Source organism: Brucella sp. JSBI001 (assembly GCF_026014005.1).
GTDB lineage: Bacteria > Pseudomonadota > Alphaproteobacteria > Rhizobiales > Rhizobiaceae > Brucella > Brucella anthropi.
The window spans coordinates 377,299-395,945 of sequence record NZ_CP110339.1; the positions used below are offsets into that span (position 1 = coordinate 377,299).

The following is an 18,647-nucleotide window of genomic DNA, read 5'->3' on the forward strand; positions in this document are numbered from 1 at the left end:
ACAGCTTTTGGGGGCTGGGGCAATGATGGAAATGGATAGTCTCGACAAGGCGCGCAGCCGCCTGGAATGGTATGCTATACGGCTGAACGACAGCATCAGCCGTCGGTTTCCATTGCGCCCATTCTGCCTGCCGAAGAATGAACGGATCATCACTTTCACATTTGACGATGTGCCTGATACGGCCGAAAGCGCCGGGGCTGCCATTCTCGACAAGCATGGGGTTCATGGCACTTTCTATATTGCAGGCAACCTGGTTGGTACGAAAGAAGCCAAAAGGAACCTGATCACACAGGAAGGCTGCCGGAAACTGGTCGAGCGCGGACATGAATTGGGTTGCCATACCTATGATCATCTCAAGGTTCCCTATGTTGGGGCGCAGAACATAGTGGCCGATTTAGATCGCAACACCGCCTATCTCGATGTGTTCGAGCCTGATCGTGTTGAGGCGCGCAATTTCGCTTATCCCTACTGCGCATCTTCCATGATGTCGCGGCGGCTCTTTGCTGATCGTTTCTCTACATGCCGCGGAGGTGGCAACCGCATCAATCGCGGCATGATCGACCTTGCCTTTCTGCAGGCGGTGGAGATCAGGCAGCCTGACGATGACGCCGCGCGCCAGACTCGCTGGATCGATGATCTGAATGCAAATCCCGGCTGGCTTGTCTTCTATACGCATGATGTCAGCGATACACCGACCGAGTTCGGATGCAAGCCTGAAACCTTTGAGCGCCTCGTATCTCATGCGGTCAAAAGCGGGGCGGCTGTTCTTTCTGTCCGCGAAGCATTGGCGCGCCTTGGCGCTCAACGAGGTGCTGCTTGACGCATTTAAATGATAAAGAACATCGCCTGTTGGCGATCAACAATTACTTTTATCGGCGCGGTGGCGCCGAAACTGTTTTTCTCGACCACATCAAACTATTTTCTGAAATCGGCTGGCAAACGGCACCTTTTGCCATGCAGCATCCGGATAATTTCCCATCCGACTGGTCTTCCTATTTTGTCTCGGAAATTGAGTATGGCCGGGAAAGCAGCCCACTCACAAAAGTCGTGCAAGCGGGCAAGATCATCTATTCATGGGAAGCGCGCGACCGGATCAAGGCGTTGATCGAACGTTTTCGTCCGAATGTCGCGCATGCACATAATATCTATCATCATTTGTCACCGTCGATTTTCCCGGTTCTGAAGGACGCGGGTATCCCGACGGTCATGACAGCCCACGACCTGAAGCTGGCCTGCCCGGCCTATAAGATGCTGTCACACAATCAGATTTGCGAGCGTTGCAAGGGCGGGCGCATTTATAATGTGGCGCTTCATAAATGCATCAAGGATTCCACGGCGCTGAGCGGGCTGGTTTTCGTTGAGACAGCCATTCATCGCATGCTTGGTCTTTACCGCAATACGCTTGACCGCATCGTTGTGCCGAGCCGCTTCTATATTGCCAAGCTTGCCGAATGGGGCTGGCCCGAAGAAAAGCTGGTCTATATTCCCAACTTCGCCCATACGGACGATCTGAAACCTTACGCAGATGAGGGCGACTACTTCGCCTATGTTGGAAGACTGGCACCGGAAAAGGGGATCGGTACCCTCATTCGTGCAGCGGCGATTGCGAGGCAGAAACTTGTTATTGCAGGCACCGGGCCTGAAGAACAGTCACTGAAAGCGATTGCCACTGAGGCGGGCGGCGATGTCACATTCGCAGGCTATGTCTCGGGTGAACGACTGCATAGGCTGATCGGAGAAGCAAAGGCGCTCGTTCTTCCGTCTGAATGGTATGAAAATGCCCCGATCAGTATTCTGGAAGCCTATGCGCTTGGGGTGCCGGTGATTGGCGCAGACATTGGTGGAATTCCCGAAATGATCATCGAAGGTGAGACCGGAATGGTTTCCCGTGCAGGCGATATCGATGATCTCGCCCGTGTTCTTGGCGAGTTTGCGAGATTATCTCCGCAGGCACGACGCAAGATGGGAAATGTGGGGCGGGTCTGGGCCGGCAACGAATTCTCGCCACAGGCATACAGAAACCGCACGCTGGAACTTTATGCCGAGTTAGGGGCGCTTTGATGGTCCGAAACGACAGACGACCTCGCGTCATGATGCTGGGTCTACGCGGTGTTCCAAACGTACAAGGCGGAGTGGAAAAACATGTCGAGGAGCTCGCCCGGCTCTATGTGACAAAGGGCTGGGATGTCGAGGTCATCGGACGTCGCCCATATCTTGAAAAGAAACAGCCTTATGTATGGGAGGGTGTGCGGGTAACGCCGATCTGGGCGCCGACTTCCATGAAATTCGAGGCGATTGTCCATACGGTTCTGGGCGTGCTGCGGGCAGGGTTCAAACGTCCGGATGTTCTGCACATTCACGCAATCGGTCCGGCTCTGGCTGTTCCGCTGGCGCGTCTGCTGGGGTTACGCACGGTCGTGACGCACCACGGATTTGACTATAATCGTCAGAAGTGGGGGCGTCTTGCGCGCACGATGCTGAAGCTTGGCGAATGGTGCGGGATGCGTTTTGCAAATGCACGTATCGCTGTGTCCAACGACATCGCGCAAACCATGCAACAGCATTTCCATGTGCCGATCACATTTATCCCGAACGGCGTCACGCTGCGTCCTGCCTGCCGAGACAAGACGTGGTTGGAGAAGCACGGCCTGTTACCGGAGCGGTATATCGCTCTTGTGGCACGGATTGTTCCAGAGAAACGTCAACTCGATCTCATCGAGGCGTTTGCAAAACTTTCCGATCCTTCTTTGAAACTGGCTCTGATCGGTTCGGCGGAATATACCGCTGAATATGCCGGAGCCGTCCGCGCAAGGGCTGATGCTGTGCCAGGTGTCGTGCTGACGGGCGCACTTCAGGGAGAAGAGCTGTCAGCCTTGTTCAGTCACGCGGCATTGTTCGTTCTGCCATCCAGCCACGAGGGCATGCCGATCGCTCTGCTGGAGGCGATGGGGTATGGCTTGAACGTACTCGCAAGCGATATTACTGCCAATGTCGAAGTGGGGCTTTCAGAGGAGAGTTACTTTCCGCTTGGCAATGTCGATGCATTGAAGGATGCGCTGCGACGGAAGATCGATAGCCCGTTGACCAGCAAGCAGTCGCAAGAAATGATCGACTGGATCGCGCGGGATTACAGCTGGAGCGGGATCGCTGACCGCACGCTGGAAGTTTACAAGTCTACTTTGAAATAGAACGCACCCCGAAAGTTGTGGGGTGGCTTTCGGGACAAGGCGTGTGCGGACTAAAATAAAGGCCCCGGAAGCTTTCGCTCCGGGGCCCAATAATCTCATTCTCGTATTCGTCTTAACGAGCCCGACGGCGTTCCGCAGTCGGCTGGAAAGCCAGACGCGAATGATAGCTGCAATATGGGCTCGATTCACCGGATTCATGGCCGCAGAAATGAAAGTCTTCGTTCAGCGGGTCGCCAATCGGCCACTTGCAGGTACGTTCGCTCAGCTGCAGCAGTGAGAGACGGCGCGAAATAGGCACCACCACATCTGAAGCCGGCTTGACCACTCTTTCCGCAACGACGTCTACGGCGTAGTCCATCTGAAGTGCAGTAGCGCCAACCGTCTTGGTGACCGTAGCCGTGCGCATCGTCGTCGTATGCACGCCGGTTGAATGTTGTGCTGCAGGACGTGGCGCTGCGGCAACCGTGTTGACCTTCTTGCTGCGTGGAGCAGCGGTCGTGGTTTTGCCACGGCCTGAAAGCTTCAAACGGTGCACTTTGCCGATCACTGCATTACGGCTCACGCCGCCAAGCTGTGCTGCGATCTGGCTTGCGCTCAAGCCTTCGCTCCACAGTTTCTTCAGTAGTTCGACGCGTTCGTCTGTCCAGTTCATCGCCCTGGGCTCCAATCATTTTCGTTATCCGGAATCCGCCAGTGTTCTCGGATTGCTCCAAGCGCAAACACCATATCTATCCGGGTGACTAGGTCCGCCGCACGAAATGTAGCTTTAATCTCTAAAAAGAAACTACAATATCCAACGACTCCATGACAAGGGATAGCCCTGTCAGGCAGATTCCATTTTTATGGTTTTCCCCAACTTGGGTGCCAAAGACGGTTTTTCTTTGATCCAGCGCCGAATTTTTGCACGCAATTGGTCCTGAACTGAAAACCCGGATTGTTTCAGGATGGAACATCGCGAACTTGCGAAGCGGATATGCCGTCTGGCAGCCTCAGCCGAGGAGAGGCCTTTCTCTATAGAGTGTGGACGCTCGCGTAAAGTCACCTTCGACCGGCGAATGTTACAAGAACGAGAAAATGCATGAACTCATGCCGAAAGATGGCCTGCAAACCTTGCTTGCTTTGATTGACATTTTTTTTGTGAACGCCAATATACGCGCGAGATAAATATGCCGCCCTGAGGGCGGTTTTTTATTTCTGCCGGAAGCTCAGGCGAGGAGCATGAGCTATCTGGGCCGTTCCCTCATGTCTCATTATATTTTCGTGGCAGCTGGGATGGAATATTGGGCGCTTTTCGAAAGGTGGGAACCGTTTCGAGTGCCTGAGGACTATTTATAGGAAACACAGCTTTGCCGGTGCAACCGTGCAAGCTGCAAAAAAGGCTTTGGAGGCCTGACGCTATGACCGACGCTACGACCGTGCAACCGCTTTACGACACCTATAATCGTGCGGCGCTGCGCTTCGAGCGAGGTGAGGGCATCTGGCTGATTACCGAAAACGGCGAACGTTACCTCGACTTTGCTGCCGGCATTGCTGTGAACTCGCTTGGCCATTCGCATCCACATCTGGTGGAAACGCTGAAGACCCAGGCGGAAAAGCTGTGGCATCTGTCGAATGTCTACGAAATTCCGGCGCAGGAGAAGCTAGGACGGCGTCTTGTCGAGAGCACTTTCGCAGACAAGGTCTTCTTCACCAACTCCGGCGCTGAAGCCCTTGAATGCGCGATCAAGACCGCGCGCCGTTATCAATATGTAAGCGGTCACCCGGAACGCTACCGCATTGTGACCTTTGAAGGCGCCTTCCATGGCCGCACACTGGCCACGATTGCCGCTGGCGGTCAGGCCAAGTATCTCGAAGGCTTTGGCCCGAAGGTCGACGGTTTTGATCAGGTTCCGTTCGGTGATGAAGCGGCATTGCGTGCCGCTATTACCGATGAGACCGCAGGGATCCTGCTTGAACCCGTGCAGGGCGAAGGCGGTTTGCGCGGTTTCCCTGAAGAATTCATGCGCATGCTGCGCCAGATCTGTGATGAAAAGGGTCTTCTGCTGATCCTCGACGAAGTGCAGACCGGCGTTGGCCGCACGGGCAAGCTGTTTGCGCATGAATGGGCTGGTATCAAGCCGGACATCATGGCTGTGGCCAAGGGCATCGGCGGCGGTTTCCCGATGGGTGCTTGTCTCGCGACCGCAGAAGCGGCCAAGGGCATGACGGCTGGTGTTCACGGCACGACCTATGGCGGCAACCCGCTGGCCATGGCCGTCGGTAATGCCGTGCTCGATGTTGTTCTGGCTGACGGTTTCCTCGAAAATGTTCAGGCAACCGCTCTGGTCATGAAGCAAGGGCTTGCTTCCATCGTTGACCGCTACCCGAGTGTTGTCTCCGAAATCCGTGGTCGCGGCCTGCTGATCGGTATCAAATGTGTGTTGCCGAATACCAGTCTCATTCAAGCCCTTCGTGACGAGCATTTCCTGAGCGTCGGCGCTGGCGACAATGTCGTTCGTCTGTTGCCACCGCTGGTTACGACGCCGGAAGAAGCACGTGAAGCGCTGAAGCGCATTGAAACGGCGGTCGAACGGCTCGCAACTGCAAATCCGATCAGCAAGACGGCGTGATATCATGGCTAACGATAACGGGATCAAACACTTTATCGACCTCTCTGCTGTTCCGGCATCGGAACTTCGCGCTATCATGGAAGACGCCAAGGCGCGCAAGGCGCGCCTGAAGGCGGGAGAAATCGAACGACCGTTCGCCGGCAAGGTGCTTGCGATGATCTTCGAAAAGCCTTCCACGCGCACGCGTGTGTCGTTCGATGTCGGTATGCGCCAGCTTGGCGGCGAGACGATCATGCTGACCGGTTCGGAAATGCAGCTCGGGCGCAGTGAAACCATCGCCGATACGGCGAAAGTTCTGTCGCGCTATGTTGATGCGATCATGATCCGCACCACATCGCATGAACGCATGCTGGAACTTGCCGAATATGCAACTGTTCCGGTTATCAATGCACTGACGGACGATACACACCCTTGTCAAATCATGGCTGACGTTCTTACATATGAGGAACATCGCGGCCCGATCAAAGGCAAGACTTTTGCCTGGATGGGGGACGGTAACAACGTCCTCCACTCGCTGGTTGAAGCTGCGGCGCGTTTTGATTTCAACGTCAATATCGCAACGCCGGAAGGCAGTGAACCCAAGTCGCAATATGTCGATTGGGCGAAAGCGAATGGCGCGAGCATCATGTCTACCATCGATCCGGAAAGAGCGGCGAACGGCGCAGATTGCATCGTGACCGATACGTGGGTTTCGATGGGGCAGGAAGATCATGCCCGCGGCCACAACGTTTTCATGCCCTATCAGGTCAATGCGCGACTGATGGCAAAAGCTGATCCGAAGGCGCTTTTCATGCACTGCCTGCCTGCACATCGCGGCGAGGAAGTGACGGATGAAGTGATCGATGGACCACAATCGGTCGTATTCGATGAAGCGGAAAACAGGCTCCATGCCCAGAAAGCCATTCTGGCCTGGTGTCTGCAAAGCCGCGATCTGGGAGCATAATTTGGCTGACAAGACCAGCAATGAGCATACCGAAGTCGAGAACATCCAGGTCAATCTGGGCGATTTCGACTTCGCAGGCGATGACGCCGTTGTGCCCTTTCAGGTGGAAGGACTCGACGTGCGTGGTCGCGCGGTTCAGCTTGGCGCGAGTATCGACGGCATTCTGAAACGCCATAACTATCCGGAAGAAGTGGCCCGCCTGCTGGCGGAAGCAACGGTGCTGACCGTATTGCTTGGCACTTCGCTCAAATTTGAAGGCAAGTTTATCTTCCAGACGCAGTCCGACGGTCCCGTCGACATGCTGGTGGTCGATTTCCGCACGCCGCGTTCGGTACGCGCCTATGCACGTTTCGACGAAGAGCGCTTGAAGGAGGCGGTTGCCGCCCACAAGACGAAGCCCGAGGAACTGCTTGGACGAGGCACACTCGCCTTCACCGTGGATCAGGGCGCTTATACTCAGCGCTATCAGGGCATTGTTGCGCTTGATGGTTCGACGCTGGAAGAAATCGCCACGACCTATTTCCGTCAGTCGGAACAGATTCCGACTGATCTGAAACTGAGCGTTGCCAAGCTTGTCGAACGCGGTGCCGATGGTAAGCCAGTGGAACAGTGGCGTGCTGGCGGGCTGATCATTCAGTTCCTGCCGGAATCCGAACTGCGCGCACGCATCCCCGACCTGCCAGGCGGTGATGAGGATGAAGCCGAAGTCGCCTTTCATCCCGAAGACGACGCATGGGACGAAGCCCGTTCGCTGGTTGGAACGATCGAAAGTTCCGAACTGACGGACCCGCAGGTCGGCTCCGAGCGGCTGCTTTATCGTTTGTTCCATGAACGTGGCGTGCGCGTGTTCGACTCTGTGCCTGTGCTGGACGAGTGTTCGTGCTCGCGGGACAAAATTTCCGGTGTGCTGTCAGGTTTTACAGCCGAGGAAATTGCGGAGAGTGCGGACAACGGCAAGATTTCCGTGACCTGTGAGTTCTGCTCGAAACGCTATGAGTTCGATCCGGCGGAATTCGCGCCAAAGTCCTAGGCTTTATTACAGCTGAGAAAATGGCTTGTTACCACTGGTGGCGAGCCATTTTTTTATGACCAACCTAATTTAAAGTTCGCCTTTGTTCCGGAATATCGAGCGAGAAAGCGGGTATGTCCACTTCGAACAAGCTGCCGCCGTTACCCTGCATCTGATAGCGTCCGACCATGACTCCCGACGTGGTGGTCAACGGGCAGCCCGATGAGTATTGAAAAGAGTCGCCTGGTTCGAGCGTTGGTTGTTCGCCGACCACGCCCGGCCCGCGCACTTCCTCGACATACCCGTTCGCATCGGTAATCTGCCAGTAACGCGAACGAAGCTGTACGGTTTCCGTGGAGTTGTTAGCAATCGTTATACGATAGCCCCAGACATAACGGTTTTCTTCGGGTTCGGATTGATCTTCCAGATAAAAAGGTTCGACCGAAACTTCGATCCCCCGCGTTACCGCTCTGTACATGCGCACCCGCCCTACATTCACATCGGCCTTGGCACCCTTGGGATCAGATGAAACCGGATCGCAAAGATGCTTTGCATTGAACGGTTTGCCGATTCTTTTCATGGGCACCGTTGTTCGCCCCACCTATCGCTAAAGTTGCGGGGGAGGTCAACAATTCGGCACGTCAAATGAACGGCATTTGCCGAAATGTTCCGGCAAATGCTCAGTTTTAGCCTTTGTTTGCAGCCTAAATGCCACAATATAGCTCTGTGTTTGCTTAGCGCACGGCCTTCAGCGCTTCTTCTACATCCTCCACGAGATCATCCGTATCTTCGAGGCCAACCGAGATACGCAGGAGGCCGTCCGAGATAGCGAGTTCAGCTTTCGCCTCGTCGCTGAGATTCTTGTGCGTGGTTGTCGCCGGATGTGTAATCAGGCTTTTTGCGTCACCCAGATTGTTGGAGATGCTGAAGACCTGCAACGCGTTCTGGAACTTGAAGGCTGCTTCCTTGCCACCGTCAAGTTCCAAAGCAATGAGGGTCGAGCCGCCGGTCATCTGCTTGGCGATGATGTCGGCCTGCGGATGGTCTGCCCGTCCCGGATAGATCACGCGCTTCACGCCCGGCTTGTTTGCGAGGAAGTCGGCAACCGCAGTCGCCGATAGCGTCTGCTGGCGCACGCGAACGGCCAGTGTTTCAAGGCCTTTCAACATGATCCACGCGTTGAATGGGCTGAGCCCCGGACCGGTGTGACGGAAATAATCCTGCAGGGTGTTTTCAATCCATTCGCGGTCGGAGAGGACTACACCACCAAGGCAGCGTCCCTGACCGTCGATATGCTTGGTCGCAGAGTAAACGACGATATGCGCGCCCAGCTCCAGAGGCTTCTGGAAAAGTGGTGTGGCAAAAACGTTGTCGACGATCAGTTTGGCGCCCGCTTCATTGGCGACCTGTGCAACGGCAGCAATGTCGATGATTTCTAGCGTCGGATTGGACGGGCTTTCAAGGAACATGACCTTAGTGTTCGGGCGAACAGCCGCTTTCCAGTTTTCGATATCGGAGCCGTCGATAATCGAGATTTCGACGCCATATTTCGGCAAGATGGTCTCTACGATGTAGCGACAGGAGCCGAAAACGGCGCGGGCAGAAATCACATGATCGCCCGCCTGCACCTGACACAGGATCGCAGCTGCGACCGCTGCCATGCCGGATGCGGTTGCACGGGCTTCTTCGGCGCCTTCCAGCGCGCACATGCGTTTTTCGAACATGTCGGTGGTCGGGTTGGCATAACGCGAATAGATGAAACCCGGATCCTCGCCCTTGAAGCGCGCTTCGGCGGCTTCGGCATTCGGATAGAGGAAGCCCTGTGTCAGGAACATTGCTTCCGACATTTCGGCAAATCCGGAACGCAACGATCCGGCATGCACGAGCTCAGTTGCAGGGCGAAACTTGCGGGTATTCTCAGTCGTCATTTTTCCAACCTGTCGAAAGCTGGTCGGCCGGGGCAGGATAGTCGAGCCTCGGCGGCCAATAAAAAACCGGCCTTGCGAACACGCAAAAGGCCGGTAACGAACCGCGGCCTTTTTTAGCGAATTCTTTAACGTGGCTGCAAGCCGGCCGGCCAAATCACCACGGAACACATTTCCATTATGCCTGTTGAGTAGAGCCGTCAATGCCGAAACCGCCCCATTTCGGGAAAAGCGCATCCCGCATGCCGTGATAATGCTTGGATTCCTGCGGAAAACCCGGTTTCTAGCTGCTGGAAGGGTTGGCATTGACGCCGCGAGCGGTCAATGGTCTTTGTCAAGCAATGCTTAGAGCATGTCTCCCGAAAGTGGGAACCGGTTTCGGGATAAAGATATGCGTGAAAACAAGAGATTAAAGCATGTCGCTTGAACACGATAAAGCACGACATGCTTTAGGCTACGGAGTATCGGGGTAATGATGCAGAAAGATGCTGGAATTCTGGCGGATGCGGATATTTCCGCGCTGTTTGAAAGCGGTTTGCTGGCGTCTCCACGCCCTCTTGATCCCGATCAGATACAGCCTGCAAGCCTCGATCTGAGGCTTGGCGCAAAGGCCTATCGTGTCCGCGCCTCCTTCATGCCGGGGCCAGGCACACCGGTCCTGGAAAAGCTGGAACGACTGAAACTGCACGAGATCGACCTGACCGCAGGGGCAGTTCTTGAGACCGGCTGCGTTTATATCGTTCCGCTCCTCGAAGGGTTGGCGCTGTCGCCGGATCTGTCGGCATCGGCAAACCCGAAAAGTTCAACGGGACGCCTCGATATCTTCACCCGCGTTATCGCGGACGGAGCGCAGGAATTCGACAAGGTGCCTGCGGGATATAATGGCCCGCTTTATCTGGAAGTCAGCCCGCGCACATTCCCGATCGTCGTGCGCACGGGATCGCGCTTGTCGCAGATACGCTTCCGCAAGGGGCGGGCCCAGCTTGATGAAGCTGAACTCGCTGCTCTGCATAATGCCGAAACACTGGTTGCTGCGGAAATGCCGAATATTTCCGGCGGCGGCATCGCCCTTTCGGTCGATCTTTCGGGCGGTCCTGACCGGCTGATCGGCTATCGCGGCAAGCATCACACGGCTGTGGTCGATGTGGACAAGCGCGCAGCGCACGACGTTCTCGACTTTTGGGAACCGATCTATGATCGCGGCGCGCGCGAACTCGTACTTGATCCGGATGAATTCTATATTCTCGTCTCACGCGAGGCCGTGCATGTTCCCCCGCTTTATGCGGCGGAAATGACGCCGTTTGATCCGCTGGTTGGCGAATTCCGAGTTCACTATGCAGGCTTCTTCGATCCGGGTTTCGGGCATAGCGCTGCGGGTGGAACCGGCAGCCGCGCCGTTCTGGAAGTTCGCAGCCATGAGGTTCCGTTCATTCTGGAGCACGGGCAGATCGTCGGGCGTCTGGTTTACGAACACATGCTGCACCGCCCATCTGCGCTTTACGGTGTCGACCTCGGCTCCAACTATCAGGCGCAGCAGTTGAAGCTTTCCAAGCATTTTCGTTGACTGTATTAGCCTCCTCCGAGCAGATATAGTTCTGGGTGGAGGAGACCGACCTAAGTGACAACTGGAATCGAACGGGATCAGGACGGGAAGCTTCAAGCGACAACGGATGCCCCGCAGCGCAGGCTATCGGTCGGCATTGTTGCGCTGCCGGGCTTTACGCTGAGTGCGCTCAGCCTTTTCCTCGATCCTTTTCGCCTTGCTGCCGATGATCGCGACAAGAGCCGTCAGATACGCTGCGCATGGAAAATCTGCACGCTATCAGGAGACCCCGTAACCTCCAGCTCCGGCATGGTGATCGAGCCGACGGCCCCCATGGGAGAACTCGACGATTGTGATTATGTTGCCGTTGTCGGCGGGCTGCTTGCACAGTATCGGCCGAGGCAGCAGGCACTGATCGATATCATCAAGCGTGCGGACCGGCGCGGCAAGACCGTAGTCGGTCTTTGTACTGCCGCCTTTCTGCTGGCGGAGGCCGATCTTCTGCCGGACCGCAATTGCTGCGTCAGCTGGTTCCATCGCGACGATTTTCTGGAGCTTTTCGACGGTTATACAGCCGATACGACCAGCCTGTTTCACCGCAGCGGAAGACATTTCACCTGTGCTGGTGGGCTTGGTACGGCGTCGCTGGCACTTTCAATCATACAGAACGAAATTTCCGAGGAACTGGCGCGCAAGAGCGCATCCATCCTCATGATCCCTTATGAGCTTGTACGTTCTGAACAACCCGCTCTGAGTTTCAACGGTGTACGCTCGCCGATGATCCGCAAGGCGATCCGTATTTTTGAGGAAACGCTGGAAGACCCGGTGCCGATGATCGATGTCGCGCGGCGATTGGGAATTTCTGTCCGCCAGATGGAGCGTGGTTTCAAACTTGCCCTTGAGCGAACGGCATTCGAGGTTCGCGAAGAACTTCGGGTTAAAAAGGCCAAAGAACTTTTATCCGAAACAGGTCTGTCCCTGCTGGAAGTGGCTGTTGCAAGCGGTTTCACCGATACGCGCAGCATGAACCGTTCATTTTCGCGGCAAAAGCAGAAAGCTCCGCGAGATTACCGCAAACAGCGATAAACGCGTGTGGAACTTGCGAAGGTTGCACGGACAGCCTATTTCTTGCGCGATGAATCTGTCGCTTTGACCAATAACCACTCAGGAGATTTGCATGTCGGATGGTGTGAACCGTTTTCTTGGCGATACCCCCGCCCGCGTCCTGATCAAGCTGGTGCTGATCTCGCTGGTCGTCGGCGTGGTCATGAGCGCGTTTCACTGGACGCCCTATGATATTTTCTACGGCATTCGCGATTTCTTCCTGCGCCTGTGGAATATGGGCTTTTCGGCAATCTCAGGTTTTGTCGATTATCTGATCCTTGGGGCGGCTGTCGTCATTCCTGCCTTTATTTTGCTCCGTATCCTCAGCTACCGGAAATGAACTCAATTCGGTAATTGGATAGCTCAGACAGGCAATGCAGCAAAAACAAGGATTAACACTCAACCGGCGCGGTTTTCTGGTCCTCGCAGGTGGGGCGCTGGCGGTGTCGGCCGCGCCATTGAACATGGCGCTGGCTGCCGGAGACAATGATCCCACCCCGATTTTCAACGCTATTCGCAAGGCAAATGGCCTGCCTTTGATGGCGACCGATTCCAAGCTCGAGCAAGCCGCGCTTTATCAAGCAAGGCGTATGGCGAGTTACGGAAAGATCGGTCACAGCGTCGGTTGGGGCAATGGCTTCGTCGCGCGACTGCGCCAGGCGGGTATCCGCGGACCAGCCGCCGAAAACGTGGCCTCGGGACAGCGTGATACCCAAGCCGTCTTCGACGCATGGATGAAATCGCCGGGCCATCGCAAGAACATGCTCGATCCGACATTCGAGCATTATGGCCTTGCCTGGGCTACGCCTGAAAACAAACCCACTTACATATATTGGGCCATGATGTTGGGTCTCTAACATCGCGTTTCTCCTGACAGTTCGCTGTCAGGAACTGCGACAATGCGGTGGCCGAATTATCTGTAGTTTCGATTGATTCCAGAGTAGATGATCTTCATCAGAGGGAATGCATTCGGGACAAACATAATGGATCAGTCGCTGCAACGTGTTGGTGGCGTAACAAGGCCGTTCGACGTAACGCACCGGATGGTGATGCTGATCGCCATTCCCATGACGCTTGCTGCAATCACGACGCCGCTTCTCGGACTTGTGGACATGGGCGTTGTCGGCCAGATGGGACAGGCCGAGCTGATCGGCGGTCTGGCGATCGGCGCGCTGGTATTTGACTTCCTGCTATCGATGTTCAACTTCCTCCGCTCCGGCACGACTGGACTTGTGGCGCAGGCCGTGGGTGCGGAAGATGCAGTGGAAGAACAGGCGATCTTCTGGCGCGCAATCATTATCGCGGTGGTAGCCGGCAGTCTGATGATCCTGTGCCTGCCGATCATCATCGCTGTCTCGTCCACCTTCATGCATCCAACTTCCGCCACGCAGGAAGCCATGGCGACCTATGTGTCGATCCGCATGTTGTCGGCACCGGTTGCGCTGATCAATTATTCGATCCTCGGGCTGGTTCTTGGCCGCGGACAGGGCCTTGTCGGTCTCGGTCTTCAAGTGCTGCTCAACGGCATCAATATAGTGCTCTGCATCATCCTCGGTCTTGAAATGGGCTGGGGCGTCACGGGGGTTGCCTGGGCGACAGTGACTGGTGAAACGGTTGCCGCTCTCGTCGGCATGTTCATCGTGCTGAGGCATTTCCGCAAGGATGCATCCCTGCGTCCGAACCGGGCACGCATCTTTCAGAAGCAAGGAATTTTGCGCATGTTCGCGGTCAATCGCGACATCATGATCCGTTCATTCCTGCTTCTCACGGCCTTTGCCTTCTTTACCCGGGCGGGGTCCGACCTTGGGACGGTCACGCTTGCGGCCAATGCCGTCTTGTTGAACTTCTTTCTCGTTGCCGGTTTCTTTCTGGACGGCATGGCGGCGGCTGCCGAACAAATTGTCGGCCGGTCGATCGGGGCGCGTTACAGCCCGGCCTTTGTACGGGGCGCCAAGCTCACTTTCGTGTGGGGGCTGGTCATGGCGAGCGTCATCGCCTTTTTCCTGCTGGTGTTCGGCGATGCCATCATCGGGCTTCTATCCAAAGCGGAAGACGTTCATGCCGAGGCTCTGAAATATCTGCCATGGGCGGCGCTGACAGGCATTACGGGGCTGCTGGCCTTCCATATGGACGGGGTCTATATCGGCGCTACATGGTCGCGCGACATGCGCAACATGATGTTCCTGTCGCTCGCACTCTTTATGGTTGTTCTTTATGCGGCAAAGCCCGTGATGGGCAATCACGGGCTTTGGCTGGCTCTCAATCTGTTTCTGTCTATCCGCGGCGTTACGCTTCTGGCGATCTTGCCACGACGCTATCGTACAGAATTCATCGCTTAATCATGCAGACAGTTCGCGCCGGGCCCAGTCTTTGGTGTCCCGGTCGCGCAGTGCGGCGATGTTGGTAACGCCCTCACGTTTTACAGCGGCGGATAGGCCGCGCACGATTTCAGCAGGCAGGTTCGGGCCGCGATAGATCAGGCCCGTATAAAGCTGGACGAGATCGGCGCCTGCCTTGATCTTCGTCAGCGCTGTCTCGGCGCTATCCACGCCGCCGACACCAATCAGCGGCATGTCAGGACCGACGCGCTCGCGCATCCGGGCAAGGACGATGGTGGAACGGTCGAAAAGTGGGGCACCGGAAAGCCCACCTGTTTCATCACGATTTTCTGCGCTTTTCAGTCCGGCGCGTGAAAGTGTCGTATTGGATATGATGATGCCGTCCAGCTTCTGTTCGGTTGCCTCGGCGGCTATATCGTCCAGTTCTTCATTGGTCAGATCGGGCGCGATCTTGAGGAAAACCGGACGCTTCAGCGTGCACATCTTGCCTTCTTCGTTTCGGGCTTCCAGTACCCGGCTCAACAATTCACGCAGGCTGTCGCGAGCCTGAAGATTGCGCAGACCCGGAGTGTTGGGCGAAGAGATGTTGACCGTGAAATAACGTGCCAGCTGATAGAAGCGGCGAATACCGGCAACATAATCGGCGATGCGGTCTTCGGCATCCTTGTTGGCGCCGATATTGACGCCCACGATACCGCTCTTGCCTGCACGTTGCGACAGGCGCTTAAACGCCGCATCATGGCCTTCATTGTTGAAGCCAAGACGATTGATAACCGCTCTATCTTCAACGAGGCGGAAAATGCGCGGGCGTGGATTGCCGCTTTGAGGGCGCGGTGTGATGGTGCCGATTTCGGTGAAGCCGAAGCCCAGTTTCAGCAGTGCATCCGGGACTTCGGCGTTCTTGTCATAACCTGCCGCCATGCCGAGCGGATTTGGAAACTGCAGGCCGGCAACCTTGACGGAAAGAGCCGGATCGTTCGGCGCGCCGCAGGTAACAAGACCTGTCTTCAGGCCAGCGATGGAAAGGCCATGTGCCTGTTCCGCATCAAAGGCAAAGAGGGCACGTCGCCCGAGAGTTTCAAAAAGCCCGCTCATTAATCTTCCAGCTCCGGAAAAATGTGAAGACCATCATCGCCCAGTGGCAAGGGTTCAACCTTCAAAACAGCTGCAAGCGGCAGCTCGCCGTAAAGATGAGGAAACAGGGCTCCGCCGCGTGAAACTTCAAATTTCAATGCTGCTCCAAGCGCGGAAGCGTTCACACTGATCAGAAGCAAATCCTGTTGGCCCGCAAAATGCTTGGCTGCCGTTTCCCGTACCTGTGTTGCAGTAGAGAAATGGATATAGCCGTCGGCAATATCAACCGGAGCCCCGGTAAAACTACCAGCCTGTTCTGCTTGTGCCCAAAGGTCGCGCGGAGCGATCTTATAGATGATCTCATTGGTCATGGCTGCTCTCTAGACTGAAATTCTTCGGAAATCAAAGTCCCGCATGTTCGATTTTCGTCGTAAACGTCCCATATGATGGGGACATCTCAAAGAGAAGCTGAAGGGAATTGCATTATGTTGAACAGAAAGACACTGATGGTTCGCAATCTGGCTGCTGTTGCTCTTCTCGGTTCAGCGCTTGCTCCAAGTGTTGCATTTGCGCAGGAAAACGGGCGTTATCGGCTGGAAGGCACGGAAACCGGTTATGTCCGCCTGGATACACGAACCGGGGCGCTCTCGACCTGCACGGAGCAGCAGGGACAACTCGTCTGCAAGATGGCGACCGAAGATCGCGAAGCTTATGAGAACGACATTGCCGACTTGCAGGATCGTCTAGAGAAGCTTGAAGACAAGGTTTCCGCTCTTGAGGGGAAGGGCGGAAGTGCCGCTTCTGGCCTGCCGACCGAGCAGGAATTCGAGCAATCCATGAGCTATATGGAACGCTTCATGCGTCGCTTCATGGATATTGCGAAAAGTTTCGACAGCGAGCCGGAAAGCCCGAACAAAGAAACTGCGCCGGGCGGTCGGACCTGACGATAAAGAAAAAAGGCGCCATGTGGCGCCTTTTCATTAGAGCATTTCTAGCAAAAGTACGAAGCGGTTTTGCGTAGGATAATGCGTAAAACAAACAGATAGAGCGGAAGCGCGAACGAATGTGAATGCTTTCCGCTCTATTGAGCGAAACGCTTTGTCGCTTCGATCAGTTCATGAGTGATACCGGGCTCGGTGACGGCGTGCCCTGCATCCTCGACGGTTCTGAGATCGGCTTCGGGCCACATCTTCTTCAACTGCCAGGCATTGATAAACGGCGTGCAGACATCATAGCGGCCATGCACGATCACACCAGGAATATGCCGGATGCGATCGACATTGCGCAGAAGCTGGTCATCGGAATCGAGGAAGCCGCGGTTCTGGAAATAGTGGCATTCGATACGCGCAAAAGCGATGGCGTATTGGTCTTCACCGAAGGCATCGACGCGGGCCGGGTCGGGCAGAAGCGAAATGACCGAGCCTTCCCAGCGCGCCCAACGTCGCGCTGCTTCAAGCTGCACCTGCGGGTCACGATCAGTCAGGCGCTTGTAATAAGCGGCGATCATATCGCCGCGCTCGGCTTCCGGGATATGCTCCTGATAAGCCTCGAAATGGTCCGGAAATAGAATGCTTGCGCCGTTGGAATACATCCAGTCGACTTCAAAACGACGGATCATGAAGATGCCGCGCAGAACAAGCTCGGCCACGCGATCCGGATGGGATTGCGCATAGGCAAGGCCAAGGGTCGATCCCCAGGAGCCGCCGAAGACCTGCCACTTCTCGATGCCGAGATGCGCGCGAATATGTTCCATATCCGCCACAAGGTCCCATGTCGTGTTTTCACGCAGTTCCGCATGCGGGGTCGAACGGCCGCATCCGCGCTGGTCGAACAGGATGATGCGATAGCGCTCCGGGTCGTGCAGACGGCGCATGGTCGGTGTGATGCCGCCGCCGGGGCCGCCATGGATCATGATGACCGGCTTGCCGTCCGGGTTGCCGCATTGCTCGACATGGATTCGATGCAGCGGAGAAACCTGAAGCATCTCTTCCTTGAACGGTTGGATTTCTGGATAAAGCGTATTGCGCGTCATGAAATGCCTTTTTGGTTCCCTTCCATTAGGCTGGTCGGGCCGCTCTTATGTTATTTTCGACACCAGCCTAACATACAATGCGGCCAGATGGCGGCAATGCGTATTGTGAAAACGGGTTAGCAACGTGAATTTTGGTTGCCCAAGCCAAAAAACGGCATAAAACGGAGTGGTTGGCTGATTGGCCTGCACCGCGAGGGGAGGAGACCTGAAACAATGGCGCGCGAGGCACATGCATTTCATCATTGCTGACGATCACCCGCTTTTCCGGGGCGCACTCAGGCAGGTCCTTTCGGGACAGTCGCAGAGTGTTGAAATCATCGAAGTCGGCGATTTTGACGCCGTCAAGAAACTGGTCGGCGAACGAGAAGATATCGATCTTCTACTGTTGGATTTGACGATGCCGGGAGGAACCGGGCTTTCCGGTCTGGTGACGTTGAAGGCCTTGCAACCGGCGCTTCCGGTTATCATCGTCTCGGCGACTGACGATGCCGCCACGATCCGTCATGCTGTCGAGCTCGGCGCTTCCGGTTTCATCTCGAAATCCGCCAGCATGGAGACCATTGGCGAGGCCGTGCGTGCCGTTCTGGCCGGCGATATCTGGACACCTGCCGATATTGAGCTGGATCATCCGCACGACCCTGAAATTGAGGCTCTCATTGCGCGACTGCGTACATTGACGCCGCAGCAGACGCGTGTGTTGACCATGCTTGCCGAGGGTCTTCTGAACAAGCAGATTGCCTATGAGCTTGGCGTGTCGGAAGCCACGGTCAAGGCGCATGTTTCGGCGGTGCTGCAGAAACTTGGGGTCGACAGCCGCACGCAGGCGGTCATTCTTCTGTCACGCATCGGCAATGATGCCCTGAGCACGGATTGAATGACGG

At 55.8% G+C, this 18,647-nt stretch carries 19 protein-coding genes and 1 riboswitch; of the genes, 13 read left to right on the forward strand and 6 right to left on the reverse strand.

Annotation, left to right across the window (positions count from 1 at the left end; all coding sequences use genetic code 11):
• The first annotated feature begins 22 nt into the window (after positions 1–22).
• From LJ361_RS01720 to LJ361_RS01730, 3 genes are read left to right on the forward strand one after another with little or no spacing between them, the layout of a single operon-like run.
• On the forward strand, positions 23–820 hold the full coding sequence (locus tag LJ361_RS01720) for a polysaccharide deacetylase family protein (RefSeq protein WP_010658211.1): 798 nt from the start codon (positions 23–25) through the stop codon (positions 818–820).
• Positions 817–2,061, forward strand: a complete 1,245-nt coding sequence (locus tag LJ361_RS01725; RefSeq protein ID WP_151691189.1) for a glycosyltransferase family 4 protein — start codon at positions 817–819, stop codon at positions 2,059–2,061. The genes LJ361_RS01720 and LJ361_RS01725 overlap by 4 nt, the downstream gene beginning before the upstream one ends.
• The gene (locus tag LJ361_RS01730; protein WP_166943106.1) at positions 2,061–3,188 is read left to right on the forward strand and encodes a glycosyltransferase family 4 protein; all 1,128 of its coding nucleotides are present in this window, start codon (positions 2,061–2,063) and stop codon (positions 3,186–3,188) included. The genes LJ361_RS01725 and LJ361_RS01730 overlap by 1 nt, the downstream gene beginning before the upstream one ends.
• A gap of 112 nt (positions 3,189–3,300) precedes the next feature.
• On the opposite strand, the gene LJ361_RS01735 is transcribed toward LJ361_RS01730, so the two are convergent.
• On the reverse strand, positions 3,301–3,840 hold the full coding sequence (locus tag LJ361_RS01735) for a GcrA family cell cycle regulator (protein ID WP_010658214.1): 540 nt from the start codon (positions 3,838–3,840) through the stop codon (positions 3,301–3,303).
• 745 nt (positions 3,841–4,585) lie between these two features.
• Here LJ361_RS01735 and LJ361_RS01740 point away from each other — a divergent pair.
• The 3 genes from LJ361_RS01740 to LJ361_RS01750 are packed head-to-tail and all read left to right on the forward strand — an operon-like array spanning position 4,586 to position 7,770.
• Positions 4,586–5,797, forward strand: coding sequence for an aspartate aminotransferase family protein (locus LJ361_RS01740; protein WP_151615003.1), 1,212 nt, complete (start codon positions 4,586–4,588; stop codon positions 5,795–5,797).
• 4 nt (positions 5,798–5,801) lie between these two features.
• Positions 5,802–6,740 (forward strand): ornithine carbamoyltransferase, encoded by a 939-nt coding sequence (argF, locus tag LJ361_RS01745; protein ID WP_151662721.1) that lies wholly within the window; start codon positions 5,802–5,804, stop codon positions 6,738–6,740.
• Between the two features lies 1 nt (position 6,741).
• Positions 6,742–7,770, forward strand: coding sequence for an Hsp33 family molecular chaperone (locus LJ361_RS01750; protein WP_010658217.1), 1,029 nt, complete (start codon positions 6,742–6,744; stop codon positions 7,768–7,770).
• 64 nt (positions 7,771–7,834) lie between these two features.
• Here the strand turns inward: LJ361_RS01750 and apaG are convergent, their stop codons facing one another.
• Positions 7,835–8,227, reverse strand: a complete 393-nt coding sequence (gene apaG / locus LJ361_RS01755) for a Co2+/Mg2+ efflux protein ApaG (protein WP_010658218.1) — start codon at positions 8,225–8,227, stop codon at positions 7,835–7,837.
• Positions 8,228–8,483: 256 nt separating this feature from the next.
• Positions 8,484–9,677 (reverse strand): O-succinylhomoserine sulfhydrylase, encoded by a 1,194-nt coding sequence (locus LJ361_RS01760; protein ID WP_166943103.1) that lies wholly within the window; start codon positions 9,675–9,677, stop codon positions 8,484–8,486.
• 91 nt (positions 9,678–9,768) lie between these two features.
• A riboswitch (SAM riboswitch) is annotated at positions 9,769–9,848 on the reverse strand.
• 298 nt (positions 9,849–10,146) lie between these two features.
• On the opposite strand from LJ361_RS01760, the gene LJ361_RS01765 reads away from it, so the two are divergent.
• From LJ361_RS01765 to LJ361_RS01785, 5 genes are all read left to right on the forward strand, one after another.
• Positions 10,147–11,238, forward strand: a complete 1,092-nt coding sequence (locus LJ361_RS01765) for a 2'-deoxycytidine 5'-triphosphate deaminase (protein WP_094514782.1) — start codon at positions 10,147–10,149, stop codon at positions 11,236–11,238.
• 54 nt (positions 11,239–11,292) lie between these two features.
• Complete coding sequence (locus LJ361_RS01770) at positions 11,293–12,303, forward strand: GlxA family transcriptional regulator (protein WP_012090703.1); 1,011 nt, start codon at positions 11,293–11,295, stop codon at positions 12,301–12,303.
• Between the two features lie 91 nt (positions 12,304–12,394).
• Positions 12,395–12,661 (forward strand): DUF6460 domain-containing protein, encoded by a 267-nt coding sequence (locus LJ361_RS01775; protein ID WP_010658222.1) that lies wholly within the window; start codon positions 12,395–12,397, stop codon positions 12,659–12,661.
• Between the two features lie 34 nt (positions 12,662–12,695).
• On the forward strand, positions 12,696–13,178 hold the full coding sequence (locus LJ361_RS01780) for a CAP domain-containing protein (protein ID WP_151663133.1): 483 nt from the start codon (positions 12,696–12,698) through the stop codon (positions 13,176–13,178).
• A gap of 126 nt (positions 13,179–13,304) precedes the next feature.
• Positions 13,305–14,660, forward strand: a complete 1,356-nt coding sequence (locus LJ361_RS01785; protein WP_166943101.1) for an MATE family efflux transporter — start codon at positions 13,305–13,307, stop codon at positions 14,658–14,660.
• On the opposite strand, the gene LJ361_RS01790 is transcribed toward LJ361_RS01785, so the two are convergent.
• Together LJ361_RS01790 and LJ361_RS01795 are read right to left on the reverse strand one after the other, a co-directional pair.
• Positions 14,661–15,755 carry a quinone-dependent dihydroorotate dehydrogenase gene (locus LJ361_RS01790; protein WP_010658225.1) on the reverse strand — a complete coding sequence of 365 codons (1,095 nt, stop codon included), beginning with the start codon at positions 15,753–15,755 and terminating at the stop codon, positions 14,661–14,663.
• A complete protein-coding gene (locus LJ361_RS01795) occupies positions 15,755–16,105 on the reverse strand; it encodes a DUF952 domain-containing protein (RefSeq protein WP_010658226.1) in 351 nt (116 codons plus the stop codon). The genes LJ361_RS01790 and LJ361_RS01795 overlap by 1 nt, the downstream gene beginning before the upstream one ends.
• 114 nt (positions 16,106–16,219) lie before the next feature.
• Between LJ361_RS01795 and LJ361_RS01800 the strand changes: the two genes are divergently transcribed.
• Positions 16,220–16,678 carry a hypothetical protein gene (locus LJ361_RS01800; protein WP_012090705.1) on the forward strand — a complete coding sequence of 153 codons (459 nt, stop codon included), beginning with the start codon at positions 16,220–16,222 and terminating at the stop codon, positions 16,676–16,678.
• Between the two features lie 137 nt (positions 16,679–16,815).
• On the opposite strand, the gene pip is transcribed toward LJ361_RS01800, so the two are convergent.
• Positions 16,816–17,766: a prolyl aminopeptidase gene (gene pip / locus LJ361_RS01805; RefSeq protein WP_151663136.1), complete on the reverse strand. Its 951-nt coding sequence runs from the start codon at positions 17,764–17,766 to the stop codon at positions 16,816–16,818.
• 229 nt (positions 17,767–17,995) lie between these two features.
• Here pip and LJ361_RS01810 point away from each other — a divergent pair, with 229 nt between their 5' ends.
• Positions 17,996–18,640, forward strand: a complete 645-nt coding sequence (locus LJ361_RS01810) for a response regulator transcription factor (protein ID WP_010658229.1) — start codon at positions 17,996–17,998, stop codon at positions 18,638–18,640.
• Positions 18,641–18,647: the final 7 nt, after the last annotated feature.